The sequence below is a fragment of the Stenomitos frigidus ULC18 genome, assembly GCF_003003795.1.
In the GTDB taxonomy this organism is placed as follows: domain Bacteria; phylum Cyanobacteriota; class Cyanobacteriia; order Leptolyngbyales; family Leptolyngbyaceae; genus Stenomitos; species Stenomitos frigidus_A.
Genome location: NZ_PVWK01000031.1, coordinates 26,525 through 46,300 on the forward strand (window position 1 = coordinate 26,525; position 19,776 = coordinate 46,300).

At 51.1% G+C, this 19,776-nt stretch carries 21 protein-coding genes; 11 read left to right on the plus strand and 10 right to left on the minus strand.

Going from position 1 to position 19,776, the window contains the following annotated elements:
• Positions 1-35 precede the first annotated feature (35 nt).
• Complete coding sequence (locus C7B82_RS06375) at positions 36-1,331, minus strand: glycosyltransferase family 4 protein (RefSeq protein WP_106255471.1); 1,296 nt, start codon at positions 1,329-1,331, stop codon at positions 36-38.
• Positions 1,332-2,374: 1,043 nt separating this feature from the next.
• Here C7B82_RS06375 and C7B82_RS06380 point away from each other — a divergent pair.
• Together C7B82_RS06380 and C7B82_RS06385 are read left to right on the plus strand one after the other, a co-directional pair.
• Positions 2,375-3,886: a UbiD family decarboxylase gene (locus C7B82_RS06380; RefSeq protein ID WP_106255582.1), complete on the plus strand. Its 1,512-nt coding sequence runs from the start codon at positions 2,375-2,377 to the stop codon at positions 3,884-3,886.
• A 151-nt stretch (positions 3,887-4,037) separates the two neighbouring features.
• Positions 4,038-4,820, plus strand: coding sequence for a pentapeptide repeat-containing protein (locus C7B82_RS06385; RefSeq protein WP_106255472.1), 783 nt, complete (start codon positions 4,038-4,040; stop codon positions 4,818-4,820).
• An 81-nt stretch (positions 4,821-4,901) separates the two neighbouring features.
• On the opposite strand, the gene C7B82_RS06390 is transcribed toward C7B82_RS06385, so the two are convergent.
• Entirely contained in the window at positions 4,902-5,156 is a 255-nt protein-coding gene (locus tag C7B82_RS06390; RefSeq protein ID WP_106255473.1) for a Precorrin-3B methylase, read from the minus strand.
• Between the two features lie 114 nt (positions 5,157-5,270).
• Between C7B82_RS06390 and arfB the strand changes: the two genes are divergently transcribed.
• Positions 5,271-5,744: an alternative ribosome rescue aminoacyl-tRNA hydrolase ArfB gene (gene arfB, locus C7B82_RS06395; protein ID WP_281258934.1), complete on the plus strand. Its 474-nt coding sequence runs from the start codon at positions 5,271-5,273 to the stop codon at positions 5,742-5,744.
• Positions 5,745-5,865: 121 nt separating this feature from the next.
• Here arfB and C7B82_RS06400 read toward each other — a convergent pair whose 3' ends face one another.
• Positions 5,866-6,114 (minus strand): Ycf34 family protein, encoded by a 249-nt coding sequence (locus C7B82_RS06400; protein WP_106255475.1) that lies wholly within the window; start codon positions 6,112-6,114, stop codon positions 5,866-5,868.
• Positions 6,115-6,391: 277 nt separating this feature from the next.
• Between C7B82_RS06400 and C7B82_RS06405 the strand changes: the two genes are divergently transcribed.
• Together C7B82_RS06405 and C7B82_RS06410 are read left to right on the plus strand one after the other, a co-directional pair.
• A complete protein-coding gene (locus tag C7B82_RS06405) occupies positions 6,392-7,774 on the plus strand; it encodes a tRNA nucleotidyltransferase/poly(A) polymerase-related protein (protein WP_219904079.1) in 1,383 nt (460 codons plus the stop codon).
• A 224-nt stretch (positions 7,775-7,998) separates the two neighbouring features.
• Positions 7,999-8,184, plus strand: a complete 186-nt coding sequence (locus C7B82_RS06410) for a hypothetical protein (protein ID WP_106255476.1) — start codon at positions 7,999-8,001, stop codon at positions 8,182-8,184.
• A 167-nt stretch (positions 8,185-8,351) separates the two neighbouring features.
• Here C7B82_RS06410 and C7B82_RS06415 read toward each other — a convergent pair whose 3' ends face one another.
• The gene (locus C7B82_RS06415; RefSeq protein WP_106255477.1) at positions 8,352-9,446 is read right to left on the minus strand and encodes an NAD(P)/FAD-dependent oxidoreductase; all 1,095 of its coding nucleotides are present in this window, start codon (positions 9,444-9,446) and stop codon (positions 8,352-8,354) included.
• 142 nt (positions 9,447-9,588) lie between these two features.
• Positions 9,589-10,095, minus strand: a complete 507-nt coding sequence (locus C7B82_RS06420) for a hypothetical protein (RefSeq protein WP_106255478.1) — start codon at positions 10,093-10,095, stop codon at positions 9,589-9,591.
• 275 nt (positions 10,096-10,370) lie between these two features.
• Between C7B82_RS06420 and C7B82_RS06425 the strand changes: the two genes are divergently transcribed.
• The 5 genes from C7B82_RS06425 (at position 10,371) to psaC (ending at position 14,421) form a co-directional block, all read left to right on the plus strand.
• A complete protein-coding gene (locus tag C7B82_RS06425; protein WP_106255479.1) occupies positions 10,371-11,213 on the plus strand; it encodes a YaaW family protein in 843 nt (280 codons plus the stop codon).
• A 175-nt stretch (positions 11,214-11,388) separates the two neighbouring features.
• Entirely contained in the window at positions 11,389-12,783 is a 1,395-nt protein-coding gene (locus C7B82_RS06430; RefSeq protein WP_106255480.1) for an O-antigen ligase family protein, read from the plus strand.
• 194 nt (positions 12,784-12,977) lie between these two features.
• The gene (locus C7B82_RS06435) at positions 12,978-13,682 is read left to right on the plus strand and encodes a J domain-containing protein (protein WP_106255481.1); all 705 of its coding nucleotides are present in this window, start codon (positions 12,978-12,980) and stop codon (positions 13,680-13,682) included.
• 58 nt (positions 13,683-13,740) lie between these two features.
• Entirely contained in the window at positions 13,741-14,013 is a 273-nt protein-coding gene (locus C7B82_RS06440; RefSeq protein ID WP_106255482.1) for a DUF3143 domain-containing protein, read from the plus strand.
• A 162-nt stretch (positions 14,014-14,175) separates the two neighbouring features.
• Positions 14,176-14,421, plus strand: coding sequence for a photosystem I iron-sulfur center protein PsaC (gene psaC, locus C7B82_RS06445; RefSeq protein ID WP_106255483.1), 246 nt, complete (start codon positions 14,176-14,178; stop codon positions 14,419-14,421).
• A 321-nt stretch (positions 14,422-14,742) separates the two neighbouring features.
• On the opposite strand, the gene hemJ is transcribed toward psaC, so the two are convergent.
• Both hemJ and C7B82_RS06455 read right to left on the minus strand, forming a co-directional pair.
• Positions 14,743-15,330 (minus strand): protoporphyrinogen oxidase HemJ, encoded by a 588-nt coding sequence (gene hemJ, locus C7B82_RS06450; RefSeq protein ID WP_106255484.1) that lies wholly within the window; start codon positions 15,328-15,330, stop codon positions 14,743-14,745.
• A 136-nt stretch (positions 15,331-15,466) separates the two neighbouring features.
• On the minus strand, positions 15,467-15,667 hold the full coding sequence (locus tag C7B82_RS06455; RefSeq protein ID WP_106255584.1) for a DUF2811 domain-containing protein: 201 nt from the start codon (positions 15,665-15,667) through the stop codon (positions 15,467-15,469).
• Positions 15,668-16,409: 742 nt separating this feature from the next.
• Between C7B82_RS06455 and C7B82_RS06460 the strand changes: the two genes are divergently transcribed.
• Entirely contained in the window at positions 16,410-17,546 is a 1,137-nt protein-coding gene (locus tag C7B82_RS06460) for an ABC transporter permease (RefSeq protein WP_106255485.1), read from the plus strand.
• Positions 17,547-17,581: 35 nt separating this feature from the next.
• Here C7B82_RS06460 and tsaB read toward each other — a convergent pair whose 3' ends face one another.
• The 3 genes from tsaB to C7B82_RS06475 all read right to left on the minus strand — a co-directional run bounded on the left by tsaB (position 17,582) and on the right by C7B82_RS06475 (position 19,521).
• Positions 17,582-18,226 (minus strand): tRNA (adenosine(37)-N6)-threonylcarbamoyltransferase complex dimerization subunit type 1 TsaB, encoded by a 645-nt coding sequence (gene tsaB, locus C7B82_RS06465; protein WP_106255486.1) that lies wholly within the window; start codon positions 18,224-18,226, stop codon positions 17,582-17,584.
• Positions 18,227-18,391: 165 nt separating this feature from the next.
• Complete coding sequence (locus C7B82_RS35005) at positions 18,392-19,072, minus strand: DUF3593 domain-containing protein (protein ID WP_339375227.1); 681 nt, start codon at positions 19,070-19,072, stop codon at positions 18,392-18,394.
• Positions 19,072-19,521, minus strand: coding sequence for a peroxiredoxin (locus C7B82_RS06475; RefSeq protein ID WP_106255487.1), 450 nt, complete (start codon positions 19,519-19,521; stop codon positions 19,072-19,074). The genes C7B82_RS35005 and C7B82_RS06475 overlap by 1 nt, the downstream gene beginning before the upstream one ends.
• Between the last annotated feature and the right edge of the window lie 255 nt (positions 19,522-19,776).

Sequence of the window (19,776 nt, forward strand, 5' to 3'; positions counted from 1 at the left end):
GGGACATTTGTAACGTCCCCAACGAACGGCCTCTCTTAGGCACTGGCTTGGGCCAGTTTTTTGGACGACTGCTCCTGAGAGGCCTCTTGAGATGCTTCTTCCAGCAGTACTTCATAGAGCTTTCCAAGCTGAGTGGCAACGCCGTCCCAGCTAAACGTAGTTTCAACGCGCTTTCTGGCCGCCTGTCCCAACGTATGGCGCCAGGTAGGATTCAGTAACAGGCGATCGATCGATGCCGCAAACGCCGCGACATCTTTAGGTGGCGCCAATAGCCCTGTGCGCTCTGGTACAACTGTAAACTGCAGTCCACCAACATCGCTGCCAACAACAGGCGTACCACAGGCCATTGCCTCGATCGTCACCAGCCCAAACGGTTCATAGTGACTGGGAACAACACAAACATCGGCGGCTGCATAATAAGACGGCAGGTCATCTTGACTGAGTCGACCAGCGAATTGAGTCACGCCTTCAAGACCCAATTCCGACACAATACTCTCGATTCGCTCACGCTCATCGCCATCACTGTGCCCCGGACGACTGCCACCACCAATAATCAGTCGCACATTCTCAGTCTTTCTCGCCTGACAGGCATCAACAGCTCGCAAGAGCGTTTCAATCCCTTTACGAGGATCAAAGCGCCCGACATACAGAACGACTTTCTCATCTGGCGCAATCCCCAATGCTTGACGGGCATCGGCCTGCGTCACTGTACCGAAGTGATCAATGCGCGTACCACAAGGAATGATGTCAATACTGCCCCGAGATGAAACGAGCGATCGCATGTGATCACGTTCTTGAGGACTGGTCGCCACCACACGATTTACAGTTTCTAGACATGTTTTTTCGACGGCCAGACGCGTTTTCGCAATGAGCGGAATCGTTGAAACAGACTTGTATTTCACGGCTCCCAGCGAATGGTAGGTATGTGCCTGCGGGATTGACAGCTTTTTGCTGAGATCCATACCAACCCAAGAAGAAAGCCAGTAATTGCTATGAATCAACCGATAAGGAGCATCCAACTGCTTCTGGAAATCTAGGAACCCCTGTACAAACTCTGGCAAAAACTCAAAAATTTCATCTCGAGGAATAAACTCTTGCGGGCCAGCAGTCAAGCGAATCGTGCGGCAGTGTGCGTTGTGCTCGACGATCGCTGCTTGATCAGCACTTACACGACGAGTAAACATATCGACGTGCCAACCCTGATGAGAGAGAGCCTCACCAACATTACGAACGTAGACGTTTTGTCCTCCGGCTTCTTCTTTCCCTACTTCGATGGCTGGATCACCATGAACAGAGATCAGAGCGAGACGTTTTCGATTTAAAAAAACCATAGTCTTTTGAGCTTTGTTCCTAACTAGAGTTGACAAATACCGAGCGTGACGAGTGCCAGGCTAGTTATCTTGAAAAGCAAAACCTGCCTTATCTTTAACGATTTCAAATGAACACTAATTCTAAAAGCTGCCGTTGCAATCACATCACTCCAAAGAGAGAACATATAGTACTCAATATGGTGAACTAATTAGCTGAACTGAGCGGCTCAAGTCTCTCAAAAGCAGGCTCATAGCACTCATAAAATTACAGGCATGCACATCAGGAGTGTGAGACAAAGTCTTATCAGCTACACAAGAGCGTTCTAACGATTGATCAATATTGTTCACTATGCCAGCATCTTACGAGCCTCATCAGATCTTTCTAGAGAAAACCAAACATTCTTTTGAAAAAAATCTGCCGGACACACACATTACCGACTAACAAAGCCGGAAACAGTTCAAAGGGCTACAAAAAGAGGTTACGCTAATGAGCATAAATCTTTAACTAGCTGACAAGAACTTTACCATAAGTCAGCGATTAAGGCACCTTAAAAATAAGCAAGAGTGACATCTAGAAGAGCGTGAGATTGTGCTGCTTGTATTCTCTACGACCTGAGCCTAAGCCGCATAATCAAAGAACACATTGGCAGTACAAAAGCGACCGTTTAAGAGTTGCAGAGCTTTGACAAGAGAAAATTCGTGACTAGCGGCTAATGTCTCAGTTACGTACTTGTAACAAATGTGACTTTAGCTCGTTCGTTCAATCTATAACCAAAATCTATTGCCAAAGAAATAAAAATAAACTTTTCTGATATGTCCGTCTATACGTCACCCTAGAGCTTAGAGCACTGGGATCAAAGGTGGGGATGGGGGCAACGCCCCCAACTAGAGTCTTCGCCCTTTAGCTAAGGCTTATGGCCGTTTCCAAATGGCGGTAAGTACCTCATTTGGCTTAATGAACGGTTAAATCACTGTTTACCAGTTGTGGCCTAAGTCCTAGAGGTCAGCCCTAACTTACAGAGTCTCGTCTCATAATGGGAGGAGATGCTTTACATGGCTTCATCATGACGAGAGACTTACGAGGGTTCATCAAACAGTTAGAGCAACGCGGGCAACTGCGACGGATTACAGCTCTAGTCGATCCAGATTTAGAGATTGCCGAAATTGCCCAGCGCATGTTGCAAAAAGGTGGCCCAGCGCTGTTGTTTGAGAATGTCAAAGGCTCTCCCTATCCTGTGGCAGTGAATGTGATGGGTACAGTAGAGCGCGTCTGCTGGGCAATGAATCTAGACCAACCTGCCGAACTAGAAGCATTGGGCAAAAAGTTAGCACTGTTGTATCAACCCAGGCCGCCAAAAACAGTGCCGCAGGCGATCGCACTCGGACAGGCACTCTTCGATGTCCTCAAAGCCAAACCTAGCCGCGATTTACTGCCGCCCTGTCATCAAGTGGTGCTGAAAGGCGATGAGGTTGATCTCACCCAACTGCCGCTGTTGAAGGTTTATCCAGACGATGCCAATAAAGTAGTGACGCTGGGCTTGATGATTACAAAGGACTGTGAAAACAAAACAATCAATGTTGGCGTGTATCGCTTGCAGTTGCAGTCTAAAAATACGATGACGGTGCAGTGGCTTTCGGTACGGGGAGCAACACGCCATCTCCGCAAAGCTGCAGAACGGGGACAAAAGCTAGAAGTCGCGATCGCACTGGGCGTTGATCCACTCTTGATCATGGCAGCCGCAACCCCTCTGCCGATCGATCTGTCAGAGTGGTTGTTTGCAGGACTGTACGCCGGAGAAGGGGTGCATCTCGCTAAGTGCAAAACAGTGGATTTACAGGTGCCCGCCGATGCAGAAATTGTACTGGAGGGCACGATTACTCCTGGTGAAACGGGCGTGGACGGTCCCGCTGGTGACCACATGGGCTTCTATGGCGGCGTCAACGAAGCGGCCCCGCTGATTCGGTTTCACTGCATGACCCATCGCAAAAACCCGATCTATCTCACCACCTTCAGCGGTCGTCCACCCAAGGAAGACGCGATGATGGCGTTGGCGCTGAACCGCATTTATACGCCGATCTTGCGGCAACAGGTGCCCGAAATTGTCGATTTCTTCCTGCCCATGGAAACGTTGAGCTATAAGACCGCGATCCTGGCGATCGACAAAGCTTACCCGGGTCACGCTCGTCGCGCCGCACTTGCGTTCTGGAGCGCGTTACCGCAGTTTACCTACACCAAGTTTGTCATTGTCGTGGATAAAGACATCAACATCCGTGATCCGCGTGCAGTGGTCTGGGCGATCGCGTCCAAAGTTGACCCAGCCCGCGATGTCTTCATCCTGCCTGAAACCCCGTTTGACTCACTCGATTTTGCCACCGAGAAAGCAGGCTTGGGCGGACGGATGGGCATTGATGCCACAACCAAGATTCCACCCGAAACCGATCGCGTCTGGAATACGCCGTTGGAATCTGATCCGGATACAGCGGCAATGGTCGATCGGCGCTGGGCACAGTACGGCTTGGCAGACCTGAACTTAGGAGAAGTCAACCCGAATCTGTTTGGCTACGATATGCGCTAGCGAAAGCTGAACTTAATGCCCTGAAATGTTTGCTTTGACGGTTTGGCTGTTGCGGGTCTCTTCGGCAACGGGGCGATCGTCTATGGGCGTAGGGACAAACTGGGGCATACTTTAGCGGTGCCAGAGCCAAGCCGAACAGGATGTAAACCGAATGAAACTCATGTTTTGGCTGGCGACTGCTCTGCTAATCGCTTGTACCACAGGCTGTACCTGTACAACAGACCATCGGTATAATGAGGAACAGTTACAGCGCTTGCTCACTACCAAGAAATGTCAAGGCTGCGATCTTTGGCGAGCAAACCTTTTTGAGGCAAATTTAGCCAAAGCCAACCTGCGGGGCGCAGATTTAGTTGGTGCCCAGTTAGAGGCTGCTGATCTACGCGAAGCCGATCTCACTGGCGCAAAATTTGCGTTTTATCAGAGTGGTACTAGTATCTACAACTCTTGTACTGGTTTAGACATCACAGGTTCCTTGCTTAGAGCAAACTTGAGCGATGCAAAGTTAGAAGGGGCAAAGTTGACAGGAGTAAATATGGGTGGTGCCGTCCTCGACCATGCTGTCTTAAGAGGAGCTTCCATGAGTGGCGCACAATTGGTTTCTACACAGCTCAACTTAGCCGATCTAAGGCGTGTATATCTCGATCGCGCAATCTTATTTGGGGCAAATTTACAAGGAGCTGATCTTAGAGATGCACATTTAGATGCTGCCGAGTTTAATCAAGCCAATTTGAGTGGAGCAAATTTGAGCGGTGCTGACTTAAACAGGGCAGACTTCAGCGGCGCTAACTTAAGCGGAGCCAATTTGAGTGGCGCTAACTTAAAGTCCGTTAAGTTCCAAAAGGCAAATTTAATAGGCGTTAAGTTAGATGGCGCACAACTCGACGGAGCTAATTTCACACAAACAATCATGCCGGATGGCAAGCGTCATCGGTAGAGGAGATTTTTCTAGTTGCTTTTCAACATCGTCAGTGTTGGCCTCCTAGGCATCAGTTTTTGAGGAACTAGCTTAGAAGACTTAGCTGCCGGGTGGTGTGCGGTGTACCCCAAAATATTTTTCGCTACGATAGCGCAACCAAACGCGCAACGCTTGCGGAATCTGGTCTTTCTGTTCTTTTGTCAGAGTGTTGTAGAGTGCCAGTGCTTTCTCACGCTCACCCCGACACGCCGCGTTGTTGTGAGCCTCCCAGTAGCTACGAGCCACACGAATCCGCCGACAGACTTCTTTGACTAACGCGGCTCCTGTGAGCGGTGGTTCTGGTTTCTGTGCCATTTGTTTGCATTAAGGCTAACTGCTGCGATCGTACCGTGTCTGTTTGTTGAAGCGATCGCCTTCAAACACACTAAAACCTCTGCTTAGTAGAGCCAGCAATGGATCGACTGCTTTATGCTTGAGTCATATCTACTGCAAAAGCGATCGCGCATCGCCCCATTCCCCGCAAGCACCATGCTACAGATCTCCAACACCGTCAGCATTCCAGAACAAGAGATTGAGCTAAGCGCCATTCGCTCTCAAGGTGCGGGCGGGCAAAACGTTAACAAAGTGGCAACGGCGATCCATCTTCGCTTTGATGTGGTCAATTCCTCGCTGCCCGATCGCTACAAAGAACGAGTGTTAAAGCTTACCGATCAACGACTGACTAAAGATGGCGTCATTGTAATCAAAGCTCAGGAGCACCGTAGCCAGGAGCAAAACCGCGAAGATGCCTTGAAGCGTTTACAAGCATTGATTAAGAGCGCGATCGTGCTACCCAAACCCCGCAAGCCCAGTAAGCCATCCCGGAGTTCTCAACGCAAACGACTCGACAACAAAACCAAGCGCGGACAAATCAAACTCTTGCGTGGCAAGGTGACAGATTAAAGATTCCTTTGACAATTAGCGCCCTTCACAGGGTCGAATGCCAAATCTGTAGATAGCCTTCTGTAGGGACGTTACATGTAACGTCCCTACAAACCCCTGACCGCTGACCGCTGACCGCTACCTACGTCGGCACTAACTCACCCGGACGCAGTTTTGACCACTTGCCCTTTTCTTCGGCAAAGCTCAGGCAGCCAACCACGTCCCATTCCATCTCAATAATTTCGCCATCCTGACGAATGTTGACGTTGATGGTGGGTTCTGTCGCTTCAAAATCTGGCGTTTCAGTCAGGTGCGGCTGTTGATGCTGGTGTTCGACTGCATTGTAGGTAGTGCAGCGATCGACGTAATGACAGTTGATGCAAATACACATGGCTTAAACTTCTCGCATCGAAGCGTGAACATTCAGAATGTCAGATGCTTTTCTGTTACTCTAGCTCAGACGCACTCATCATGCAGCGCTCGCTAGGTTGATTTTCGTTGCCCTGATTTTGGTCGCAACGTGCAGAGAACCGCTAGCAAGGTTAGGCTGTGATGAGTGGGTTAGGGCGTTCAGTGGTTTTAACGCCAGATTGTACTATCAGCGATGATTGGATTGAACGGGCTTGAATCAGCGTTTGGATTTAAAGTATCAACTGAGTGTTCCAGCAGTGTCTTCTGCACTCTCTCCCAAAACATGGCCGTTTAGTCTTGAGTGGCTACCGCACTCAGCCTGTTTAGTGGGTGGTACCGTACGCGATGCGTTACTAGAACGAGAGAGCGAGTATCTGGATCTTGATTTTGTGATGCCTGTCGGTGCGGTCGAAACAGCGCAAGCGATCGCCCGACACTACAAGGCGGGTTTTGTGCTGCTGGATGCCGAACGTCAAATTGCACGTGTCGTGTTTGAGCAGGGTACAGCAGACTTCGCTCAGCAAGTAGGATCATCGCTGGAAGCTGATTTGGAACGCCGGGACTTCACGGTGAACGCGATCGCCTACAACCCCCATACCGATCAACTCCTCGATCCGCTGCATGGATACGCTGATTTGCAGAAGCACCAGCTTCGGATGGTGTCTCCCGAAAATTTGCGGGAAGACCCTTTACGTTTATTGCGAGCGTATCGGCAAGCAGCACAACTTGGTTTTACGGTTGAAGCCGAGACGCGGTTAGTCATCCGTGAACTGGCAGCACTGCTACAACGCATTGCCGCAGAACGGGTGCAATCTGAGCTTAATTACCTGCTGAGTTCAACTAGAGGCACCACCTGGCTCGCCATGGCATGGCAAGATGCCCTTTTGGGCGACTGGTTTCCCGCTGCGACGGCCCAAAGTTTGGCACTTGTAGCGGCGATCGACCAGGCCTCTGTCATGCTCCAAGACACCGTTCCTGCCTTCGCTTGGGAATTATTCAGCCGCATTCGCAATCTACCCAAAAATCAACGTTATCAAGCCTGGAAGGGGGCGAGTGGGGATCAATCACCCTCACAGAAACTGCCAGAACCGACCGTTTCAGGGTCTACTCGTACCTGGCTAACCACCGCAAAGCTGACAAGTTTACTGCCCTCCAGGGTGCCTCTGGCAGAACTGCAGCTACGACGGCTGAAATATAGTCGCACGGAGGTACAGGCAGTTAGCACGATTCTGAGATGTTTACCACATCTGTGTCCTGCTGCAAAACCTGACGATGCCAATGATGCGACATGGTGTTTTCACCCCGCTCAGCTTAATTTGTCGCTGCGGCAGCAGTACGAATTCTTTCAAGGTGCCGGGGCAACGTTTCCAGCGATCGCCCTCTTGGCACTGGCTCTTGGCACACCGCTAGAGGCGATCGCTCCGTTAATTCACCGCTTTCTCACGCCCGATGATCCCGTTGCTCATGCCACGCCCTTACTCACAGGGCAGGATCTCATGACGGCTTTGCGACTGCCTCCTGGCCCTCGCATTGGGCGCCTACTATCCGCTATCCAGCTAGCCAGAGCCGAAGCAAAAATTGGTACAGCGGCTGAAGCACTGCAATTAGCAGCAGAACTCATCGATCGGTGCGAATGCTAAACGGTAGCCGTTGACCTGGATCGACTGCCTCAAAACCCAAAAGATGCAGGCGCTGTCTCGACCTCACCCATTTTGGTAGCCAGCATGCTCGACAGATTATGTTAAAGTGATCTTCTCGCTTCTAGAATTTTTGAATCGTTGCTCAGCCAGCTTGGATTCAAGCTGGGTTTTTGAGCGTTAAGTGATTCGCTGCTCACTCATCGGTTGTTTTATAAGGGGTACACATGGCTAAACGCCGCAACCAAAAGAAAGAAAAAGCTCTCCGTAATCAGGCTTACGCCCGGAAGTTTCGCAAGAAAACGAACACAGGTCGCTTTGGTAGACGACGCACTGATGGCGGAGGCCGTGACGATGCTGAGGGCGATCAAGAGGGCGCAGCTCGGACTGGTGAAGGCGCTGCTGACGCTTAAGCACACTCTTTTTGAGCTAAGAAAAGCACTGCATAGCGCTTCGGTTGTTTGGACTCTCACGGCTCGATCGCATGCCATCACGCTAACAGCAGAGAGAATGTAACAGTAATTAGACAAGCCCTCGAAGCTGAGACAGCTTTGGGGGCTTGCTTGCTTGGACGTTTCGGTCAATTTTGAAGCTGGTGGTTCAGGTGCTCTGAAACGGCTAACCCTGATAAAAAGGCTTGTTCCGCTTTCATGCCGCCACACCAATCACCCGCGCAAAACAGTGGTGCTCTCGTTTTGGCTGCTAGATACAGTTCCGTTCGGGGTAACATTGGGACGGCATAGCGCCAACGATGCACTTGGAGCCAGTCTGGTTTTGCCAACCAGGGTACTAACCGTTCTGACGCTTGCTTAAGGAGTTGGTAGCCTGCTGGCTGAAGGTCGATCGCGTCCAGATATTGCTCCGCAAAGGCGGCTGTACTCTGTACGACAAAAACAGGCTGGGGTAAACCACTCTGAGACGGCAGAGATCGTTTGCTGCTATCTAACCCAAGCCAGGCAAGGTTTCCATCCTTCACGAAGGACAGCGATCGCACATCGGGATACTGTGAGAGCCAATCCTGCTGGCGCTCGGACTCATACCCAGCTATAACGCTTAAGCACGGCAGGAAGGCAACCCCTTGCACTTGCTCTAAAAACGCTTCAGGCAAAACTGCTGCGGACAAGGTTTGCAGTAGCACCGTCGCTTGAGGAGCCGGAATCGTGAGGACGATCGCGCCGACGGTTAACGTCTCAGTTGTTTTAGTACGGTCTGGTTCCGTTCTCTGGATTGTCAGTTGCCAATGGTCGTTGACCAACGCTAATGACTGCACCAGATGGTTGAGCCGAATATCCAGAGCGGTAGCCAGCCATTTGGCGATCGCGGTCATCCCATGCGGAGCAACGTAGCGCGGGTAGCGGTCTGTGGCAGACGACTCGCTGAGCGTACCAGCAAGACTCAGTTCATGCACCGTATCCGTCCAGGACTGTACCCCCCCTGCCGTTACCAATTGTTCAAGCAACCCTCGAAAAGCCTCTCCTTTTGGCGTAAGGTAGCAGGTGCCATGATCCGCCAGCGTCTCATGTAAGCGCCGAGTCGCAAGGCGCCCACCGACACCCCGCGATTTCTCCAGGATGACCACGCGATAGCCTGCCTGCTGAAGTTGCTGTGCACAGGTTAACCCTGCTATACCCGCACCAACCACAGCAATATCAAAATCAAGAGAAGGGTTGGTCATGAAGAGTCTGTTGTCTAAAGCTCCATCGATTATATCGAGGGAAGCAAAAGGCTAAAGGCTGAATCGCTTATAAAACCTGCAGAAAGCTGGATTTTTAGGAGCGCAAGCTGACCCAAACTGACCGGAGAGTTCACTTTATGCATTACAAGGCAACGGTGCAGTAGCCATCGTCTGTCATCTCAAGCAAGATTTGCATACTTTGTAGCCCTGCTAGATGTCTGACGGTGTCTTGAGCATCAGTAGGCAGCAGCTTATCGTTGATGGTTTGAATCTGATCACGATTCAGTCCTGCTGCTAAAGCGTTGCAAAGGCTCAGTTCTAAAGCTGCTAAGCCGTTGGGATTTTGATTAGCTTTCTGGGTCAACAGTTTTGCTACAGCTAGATTCTCTAGCAGGGCTACGCGCTTTTTGTAAGCTTGGAGAAAGGATGACTCGCTACCACTGCCTTCTGTCGTTGGAGCCTCTGATGCTTCTGATGGAGAAGGATTGATACTTACCGGACAAAGCCGAGCCGTCAAATCAACCACTCTTCCCGTATTCATCTGCATATAGCACGGGTAGTCAGGCTCTTTTGGCATTGCAGAGGCACTCACAGATGGCAGCATGGAAGCAAGCAAAGTAAGGGCAATCGTGCGGCTGAGGAATTTCATGGCAACTGGAGAAAAGGGCTTTCCTCAAAGATTTCCTTCCTTTTAGAAGGCATCCAGACAGGTTTTGTAAAATTCTGAGCGGAGATTGTAAAGTTTGAGTCAACGATTGGTCAGTGGCGATAGACGATCCGAGGTTTTCAAGCAACCATGCAAGTAAGGTGCAAAGTTTGATCAGTCCCTACTCTTACCTTCTCGCCTTAGTCTCCACCCGCTTCCCCTTCCCATTGAGTAGAATAATTGCAGCGAATCAATGTATAGAGCTGGAGGAATGAGGGGTGGATGAACTGAGAGCCGCGTTGGAGTTGGCAACAGAGGACGAGTTGCAAGATTTGACGGAGATTCTATTTCGCCCCAAGTTTAATCCGATCGATTACATGAATGCGTCTGACCCACTTGCGGTACAAAGTCAGGAGCGTACGATCTGGCTCAATGCGCTGGAAGAGCGGTTTCGGTTTTTGGCAGCCGATGGGGTGACCGTGTTAAGTCGCAAAACCCAGCGATTGACGTATCGCCAAATTTTGATTCAAGTCTGTCGGCATCTCAAACTGCCCTATCAAGGATCAATGTCTACAGTGGATCTAGAGGCAGAGGTCTTTCTTTCGCTGCTATCGCGTGCCTGGAAGCAAATGCCTGTTGCCGAACGGAGCACGTTAACCATTCGGTTGCAGCGATCGCTTACCAACTCCCAAATTCTTCCCCAGTTGCCGTTAGCGCTTCAGCGCGATCCTCTGAGCCTGTTGGTCAAAGGTAGCAGCGCGATTGCGATTAGCTCTGTTCTGCGTCCGCTGCTCATTCAGCAGATTGCGCGTCAATTTGCGCTTCACTTTGCGACGTATCAGGTCGCGCAGCAAGCGGTAACAGTGGGTGGTGCCGTTGCAGCGACTCAAGTGCAAAATTACCTGGCCTTACAAACTGCTCGTCGCGGTATGGCATTAAGTGCGGCACGGTTGACTGCTGTTCGCAGCATCTTTGCGGTTGTGGGGCCAGCCATGTGGGCCTGGTTTCTGGCAGACTTGGGTTGGCGGACGATCGCAACAAATTACGGCCGCATTATCCCTACCATTTATGCTCTCGCCCAGATTCGTCTTACTCGTGCTGAATGCTTTGAACTCGCTTAACCATCTTTGTCTGGCCAAGCTCGGTCTGGTGCGGTACAGCTCGACGGGTAATACGGGAGTTCTGACCTGCTGTGATGCATTTCATTTGAATGGGAAGAGCTCTACCAACTCGCAACAACACTACAATGTCCATCGGGCTTGAATCATGACATTCAAGCCTTGGATAGCCTCCTTAATGCCGAGCCAGCCTCATCCTAACGCTCAACTGCAAACCCACTGGAATGTTGCCCAACTGTCAGTACTACTACTGCCATTTAGTTCACTTTTAGGTAGTGCGGGTCTTTTGCTGGTCGCGATCGGCGTTTGGCAAAAGCGGTTTCAGCACGTCGTAAGACGTCCTCTGAACTGGGGCCTTGCCGTACTGAGCCTGCTGCTACTGCTCAGTACGGCTTTAGCGTTCAAGCAGATTGATGCGCTTTTGGGCCTTTTTAACTTTCTGCCCTTCTTTTTCGTGTTTGCAGGGTTGAGTGAGCTCATCCAGACTCCCGCCCAGCTCCGGCGACTGGCGTGGCTGTTAGTGATTAGCTCGGTGCCTGTGGTGGCGATCGGGTTAGGGCAACAGTTTTTTGGGCTAGCAGGGCATGTACAAATTCTATGGATTCTTGTTGATTGGTCGATCGATCCAACGGGCACACCTCCCGGTCGTATGGCATCCATCTTCTTCTACGCCAATGTACTAGCAAGCTATCTAGCAATCACGCTGACGCTAAGCCTGGGGTTATGGATAGAAGCGTTTTTTGGCGGTCAGCGGTCAGTGGTCAGCGGTCAGTGGTCAGCGGTCAGCGGTCAGCTTCAACTTAAAACTCAAAACTCAAAAGTTAAAACTTCTCCACCCTCCACTCCCCACTCCCTTCTCACCCGCCTTTTTATCACCATCGCGATGTTTGGTAATGCGATCGCGCTCATTCTCACCAACTCTCGCAATGCCTGGGCGATAGCGGTCTTTGCGTGCCTTGCCTATGCGCTTTACCTGGGCTGGCGTTGGCTCTTGCTTGGCGTTGGCGTTGTAGTCAGTAGCGCTCTCGGCGCAGCTTTTGCTCCACCACCGGGACGGGATTGGCTACGGGCGATCGTACCTGCATTTTTCTGGGCACGCTTGACTGATCAGCTCTATACCGATCGCCCAGTGGCTCAGCTACGCAGCACGCAGTGGCATTTTGCCTGGTCGCTTGCCCAGCAGCGTCCTTTGACAGGCTGGGGGTTGCGCAACTTCAGCCCCCTTTATCAAGCCCAAATGCAGTACTTTATCGGGCATCCTCACAACCTGTTGCTCATGCTGTCGGCTGAAACTGGGTTCCCATCTGCCCTGCTGTTCTTTGGTTTAGTGGGCTGGGTTGTCGTCCAGGGTAGCCTCCTGCTGTACGACCAAATGCCGTTAAGCATTTCTACAACAAGCCATCATGATGGTAACGATCGCCTGGTCTACTTCAGCTACCTCGTTGCCTTCACAGGTTGCGCTCTTTTCAGCTTCTTAGACATTACGCTGTTCGATGTGCGCATCAATCTACTCGGCTGGCTTTTGCTGGCAGCGATCGCAGGAGTGGTGTACCAGGGTAAGGGCAAGGGTTGAGGGTTAAGGGTTGAAGTTTAGAATTAACCACTAACCACTAACCACTAACCACTAACCACTAACCGCCGACCACTAAACACTAGCCACTGACTTTCACCCTGGTTCCGAACCTGTAACCTCGCTACAATAAGCAAAAGCCAGTCAAACTTGTTCAACGCTAAATTGTTCAACGCTAAAGAAAGCAGGATTCTCGCGTGACTCAGGATCGGGCGACTCCACAAAACGAGAAAGAGGCAAAGGCATCACAGCAACAGGTGTTGGCTGCAAGCTACTACGGTTTGTTGGGCTTACACCCCTCGGCGTCCGTGCGCGAAATTCGCCAAGCCTACCGTGATCTGAGCAAGCTCTATCATCCTGATACGACTGCGCTCGCAGCCGCGATCGCTATCACAAAATTCCAACAGATCAACGAGGCGTATGCCACGCTCAGTAGTCCAGAGCGACGAACAGCGTATGATCAAAAAATTGGCTACTCGTCTGTTCCAGTGGTGCAGCGTTCACTGCGAGTTGAGCAAGCGAATGCATCAACCCGTACGGTTCAGTCGTCCTCTGCCTACCTCGACTCGACCGATCGACCGCTGTCGCCTGGAGAAATTTTTGCCCTGTTTATTCTTGGGATTACGTTCGTGGGCTGTTTGGTGCTGGCGATCGCGATCGGTATCACTAGAGGTGAAGCTGTCTTTCAGCCACTCACTGCCCATCTGAGTGCCCCCCAGCAGGAGATCACTAGCGCACCTAACGCGCCTCAGTTGAGTGCCCCTCAGCAGGAAGCCACTGTCGCACCTAGCACGCCTCGGCAAGACGTCACTATGCCCACAAACGCTCACGAGCAGCCTCTAACGAATCAAGCAGATGTTCCGGCTGCGTCACCGCCAGCTAGCCCAGAGTCGGAAACCTAGCTCTGGGCGATGCCAATCAACGTGCGATTCAATGTTCTCTATTCCTCCTAACTCCTCAATGCCACTTCCCGCTGCTGATACGCCTCTTTATAACCACCCCCTCCCTGACATTGAGCAGTGGCTCTTGACTAAAGGGTGCGAACAAAATCGCTCTGAACGGCATTGTTGGCACATCCAGCAGCCTGATTGGAAGGCAGAGCTATGTCTAGACATTGATCAACTAACAGTGCGTTATAAGCAGCCTCACGAGAGTGACTACAGCATTCAGCGATCGTTCAAATACTCGCTGAGCCGACGAGACATTGAAGATGCTGTTTTTGCTGGACCGTGAAACTATTACAATCTTTGAAGTTTTGCAGCCTTTTCCCAGAGAGGGTTCCAGCGGTGATGTAAACTTGGCGTTGACTCTGAAGCTTTCAGCGGCTAAATCTGCCGCTAGGTTAGCTGATCGATGCTGCGAAGTATCAAGCATTCATTTGGAGCCCTGCATAATATGTCTCATACGGTCAAAATCTATGACACCTGCATTGGGTGCACCCAATGCGTACGTGCCTGCCCTACTGACGTTCTGGAAATGGTTCCCTGGAATGGCTGCAAAGCAGGTCAAATTGCCTCATCGCCAAGAACGGAAGACTGCGTTGGTTGCAAGCGGTGCGAAACTGCTTGCCCCACTGATTTCCTAAGCATCCGGGTTTACCTGGGAGCCGAAACAACCCGCAGTATGGGTCTGGCTTATTAGAAGCGCTGTTGTCACGTCCGTTTTATCCATGTGGGTTCAAAACTAAAAAGGGGGAGCGATCGCTCCCCCTTTTTTTGAACTCTTTTGAGTGATCATTTCTGCCGTGACAAGAGTGCTTTCGGTCACCGACTCTTAGATGGATTAGCCACAGTGCGTAAAGCCTTGCGGCATACAAGAAACACGGAGCGAGTGCTTTGTACTTACATCTTGCGCGCGCGTGAGCGAGACGCTCACACTCAATTGCTGTGGCTTATTCAAACGAAAATTGCTGTAATAGCTGACCACTGACTGCTGACCGCTCATTATAATGTCGATCGCCCATTAAGAACTAGCATTGCCCACTAAACCGTCTGACTCAGCTGCTTCACGCTCCCTCGCTAAGCGGCGCTTTCTGGCGTAAAGCTGAATGGCGATCGCGAACACGATCACCATTGCCACAATGCCCCAGACGGTCAAATCAGTCGGCAAATTGTTCTTGAACACCGCTAGCAGCACCACCACCACAAAAAAGACGGTTGGCACTTCGTTGAACCAGCGAAAATGCTGTGCGTTCAGCTTGCACTCATCTGCCGCTAGTTGTTTCATGAGACGCTTGCAGTAGTGGTGATAGCCCAGCAGAAGCGCGACGCAGGCAAGCTTGACATGCATCCACGGCTCCTTGAGAACGTCGGGTTCTGTCGTTACCAGCCCGATCGCCATGGCTACGGTCAACAGCATGGCAGGAGTCATGATGATGCTGTAAAGGCGCTTCTCCATGATCTGATACTGGCTTTTCAGGATGCTGCGAGCGGGCTCTGGTTGTTCACTCGCTTCAGCATGGTAGACAAACAGTCGCGGCAGATAAAACATGCCTGCAAACCAGCACACGATGCCAACAATGTGAAACGCTTTGAACCAGTAATAAGCCATACATAACTCCTAAAAGGCCTAGATCCTGTGAGAATTCAGAGCTTCGATCGCAGCTAGAGCCCTAAAGCTAAGCTCTTCAATCCAATGGTTCTGGAAGCTAACGACAATCTAAAAACCCACAATCAAGCGACAACGCCTAAACTGCCTGTTTGAACAGTGCATCCAGGTAAACACGTGCAGCACGGCGATCGCAATCTCCATTTTGCAACAAAAAGAGGGACACTGCTGCTGCAAAAACGCGATCTTGGTCCCAGTCGGGATGCGATTCGAGATAGAGGGTAATTGCCGTGTGAAGTTCTTCAGGAATTTCTGCCAGAATGCTAACGGTCGTGGTCATGAGAACCTCAGTTGATGCTAAAAGCACGTTGATAATGAAGCGGGGAGAAGCAGTTCGACTTTGCACCCTGTAGAGAAAAAGCCGATGAGAATTTGGTGCTGCAGCGCTAACACTGAGGCACATGCACCACAATCGCTTGATTCTCCAGAAGCAAACAGTCCTGTTGGCGTGGGTTTCAGAACGGTCGTGTGGGGATAAGCCAATCATTGTGCCTAGAGGTCGGTTTGCTTGTCAATGCTGCCCATCCCCGTTGGCGCGTTCATGCTAAAACGGCCTAACGAAAGAATCGGTATTTACACGTGATCCCCGAAATATTGCTTAACATTTCGCGGCGTTTTCTCAGAATAGAGGCGCGATCGCCTGGATGGAACTCAACCCACAGAAGACCGATTCTACCGTTCAGTACTGTGGAAAACAGCCGCTAATCTGTGGAAAACCGTGATATATCTGTGGAAAACCTGTGGAAAGTCTGTGGAATCAATGGGGAAAACTCTGGTGAAGGATAAGAATTGCAAAAACTCAAAAAAGTCAGGATTTGTGGTCTTTTGGGCTCACCGTCCGCTTCCACTTGGAACACATGTTCTCCTCTCGTCTTTTGTCTCATGCCGATGTTACGTTCGACCAGGTTAAGTGAAGCGGATTCAGAGTACGATTCTACAAAGCTGATTACCACTTAACGCTCTCTTGTTTACCGCTTTCTTGTAACGCTCTCTATCCAACTCCTTAGCCCCCGCGCTGCGATATGAACTGGTGGCAACGACTCAAAAACAATCCCCTGGCTCGGTTTGGCGCGATTCTGTTGCTGCTATTTTATGTGGCCGCGATCGCTGCTGAGTTTGTTGCTCCTTATGATCCTTATGGGTCACAGCCCGACGGTGCACTGTTGCCACCCACTCAAATTGCCTGGCAGAATCAATCTGGAGCATTCGTTGGCCCGCATGTCTATCCCACCACACAGGGGCCAGTCGATCTGAATACTGGCGATCGTCAACTAGTGGTCGATCGCAGCAAACCATCTCCTCTACGTCTGTTTGTTACGGGGGATGAGTATCGCCTGTTTCAACTGAAGTTGCCGCTTCCCACCCAGTTCTCTTTAACAGACCCCAAGTTTGATGAAGTGGAACTCTTTGGGGGCATTCCGGGCAACTGGCATTTATTTGGCACCGTTGGGGCGGGTAAGTTTAACCTGCTGGGCACCGACGAGCAAGCACGCGATCAGTTCAGTCGCTTGCTGTATGGCGCGCGCATTAGCTTGAGCATTGGTCTCGTTGGCATCATTATTTCGTTTCCGCTGGGGATGCTGGTCGGCGGGATCTCCGGCTACTTCGGTGGCTGGATCGATAGCGTTCTGATGCGCCTAGTTGAGGTGCTGATGACCATTCCCAGTATTTATTTACTGGTCGCGTTAGCTGCCGTACTGCCGCCGGGTCTTAGTAGCGCCCAACGATTCTTACTCATTATTCTGATTACGTCCTTTATCCGCTGGGCCGGTTTGGCGCGCGTCATTCGTGGGCAAGTGTTGTCAATTAAAGAGCGCGAGTTTGTCCAGGCAGCACGGGCTATGGGTGGGCGATCGCTCTACATCATCATCCGCCATGTGTTGCCTCAAACCGCCAGCTATATTGTGATTTCGGCAACGCTTTCGATCCCAGATTTTATTGTGGCAGAATCAATCCTCAGTCTGATTGGGTTAGGCATTCAGCAGCCCGACCCATCCTGGGGAAACATGCTTTCCTTGGCGACGAATGCGTCCATTTTGGTGCTGCAACCGTGGTTGATCTGGCCGCCAGCATTACTCATTATTCTCACGGTACTGGCATTTAACCTACTTGGTGATGGACTGCGGGATGCGCTCGATCCACGTAGTGTGTCACGGTGACATGTTTACTAACAACATGGTGAGGCTTGGCACACTCACATCGTCACAGGATGCTGTCCGTAAAACGGCAGTGCCTCTGACCAATGGGGTCTTAGTCCCTGTTGCCAGTGCTCATGAGCAAGGGCCAAAACGCTAAAAACCGTGCTTCCCAGACCGCCGTCTGCCTGTATTAGCTGGTAAGGGGCTGTCCAATCGGTGAGGGTTTGCTGCCAGGTTGCTAAGCTCAGCACAGAGTCTGGGAGAAGCGTGTGTAGCCCGGCAGGGGAGAGTTGATAAATTGCACCAAAGACTTCGCCTCGTTGGGCAGGCATTTGAACCGCAATGTGAGATTGACCGTCTGGAGCAGCACCATTCGCCAAGGATGCGTGTGCCAATGCTGCCAATGTCGAAACGGCAAAGAGCGGCATGTTTAACTGCTGCGCCAGGGTGCGTGCAGTGACTACTCCAAGACGGGTACCAGTGAAACCACCAGGGCCTTTGGCTACAGCAATAAACGCCAGATCGGTCCAGGTTTGGGGCTGTAGAAAGTCGGCAAGATGAACGTGTAGATGTGTCGAGAGATCACGTCCTAAAGGCCACACCTGAGCACGATCGTCCCCTGCAAAATTGTCGATCGCCAGGCCCAGATCAGGACTGGCTGTGTGGATGGCTAAACCGTACTGAGTGGAATCCAATTTCAACCGAGGAACCTAGTGCGCGTGTTTTGGAGCGATCAGCTTTCAGCGATCAGTCATGGGCATTTGGAGCTTTTAGCTTTCAGCGATCAGCGATCAGTCATTGGCGATCGCACTGACTGACCACTAACCACTGATCACCAACCACTGAACCGTCTTGTTTGACAACCCCTAAATTTGACTTGCTGGCAGCGATCGACGATCGATAAGCCCCTGCCGAAAACCCAACACCACCAGAATGTTTGACAGCGTGAGCAAGGATTCTGCGCCACCATGCAGCCAGTCTACATCGGCCAAATTTGCACCATAAGCGGTTTTGGCATAAATCCCTGCTGGGATGGTCACTGCGACAAACACAAGGAGGGCGTAAAACCCAATCAACGCCAGGCGTGGTGTTTGTTTAGAGCGTGTGAGAAACCAGAGGAAGCCAAGGTAGGGAAAGAGCGAAGCTGCAAACAGCGTTTCTTTGGCGATCGGGAAAACCGATGGTAGCAGCAGGAGCAGCACTGGCAGTGGCAAAAGTACATTCAGCGACAGTGGTTTAGGCTCAGTCGTTGTTGCACTCGTCGATCGCCAGATCCACCAGGCTGCTGCCATTTGGGTACAGTTTCCAACGACCGTCATCGAGGCTTGCAGGGTCACGAGCCACTCTAACGAAGCAGCATTATCGAAGAAGTGCCAGGTGCAAGCACACATCGCGCTGACCAGAGCCGGCAGCATGGCGATCGACAATCCCCACCAGGCATGATTGCGGCTGACGTCGCCGTACGTCCAGATGAGCCAGATGGCAGCCACCCACTCAACGACGCTGGAGATATGAATCACCCAGGTGGGAATTGAAAGGGCGTGCATCAGGCACCCATCTCCGCCAGAATATCGCTCGCGTGAGTGTCTGTCTGGATTGTGGTGTAGACTTTAGCAATTTTGCCATCGCTGCCAATGACATAGGTTACTCGCTGGGCATATGGTGTACCATTGCGTTCGGTCAAAACATCGTATGCTTTGGCGATCGCGCCATCCACATCGGCAAGCAGCGGAAAGGGCAGATTGAACTTTTCGGTAAACTGCTGGTGAGAGGCTTCATCATCCAGGCTTACACCAAACACCGTGATACCCTGGCTCAGATATTGCTCGTAGTTGTCCCGAAAGCTGCAGGCTTCTTTGGTGCAGCCAGGCGTATCGTCTTTGGGGTAGAAATACAGTACAACTGGCTTGCCTGCGTACTCAGACAGCGAGACGGTTTTGCCAATCGTATCTTTGACGGTGAAGTTTGGAGCAGTATCACCCACAGATAAGGGCATAAGTTAAGTTCCTTGCTGATGCGAGATTATTACGGATTGTAATACCGATTGAAAGCCTTTGGTGCGTCTTAAAGCGCACATAACGTTCTAAAACGAAAAGATACATAAACGCCATAATTTTTTGTAGCATAGAATACGAAATCAATTTTTGCGTCTTGATTTCCATCGTGAAGCTGTCTGTAATTGCCGTCGTGGATGTGTCGATCGCGGCTCATTTGCAGCATTACTCAGCGCACACGGCCTGGCGCAGTTGCA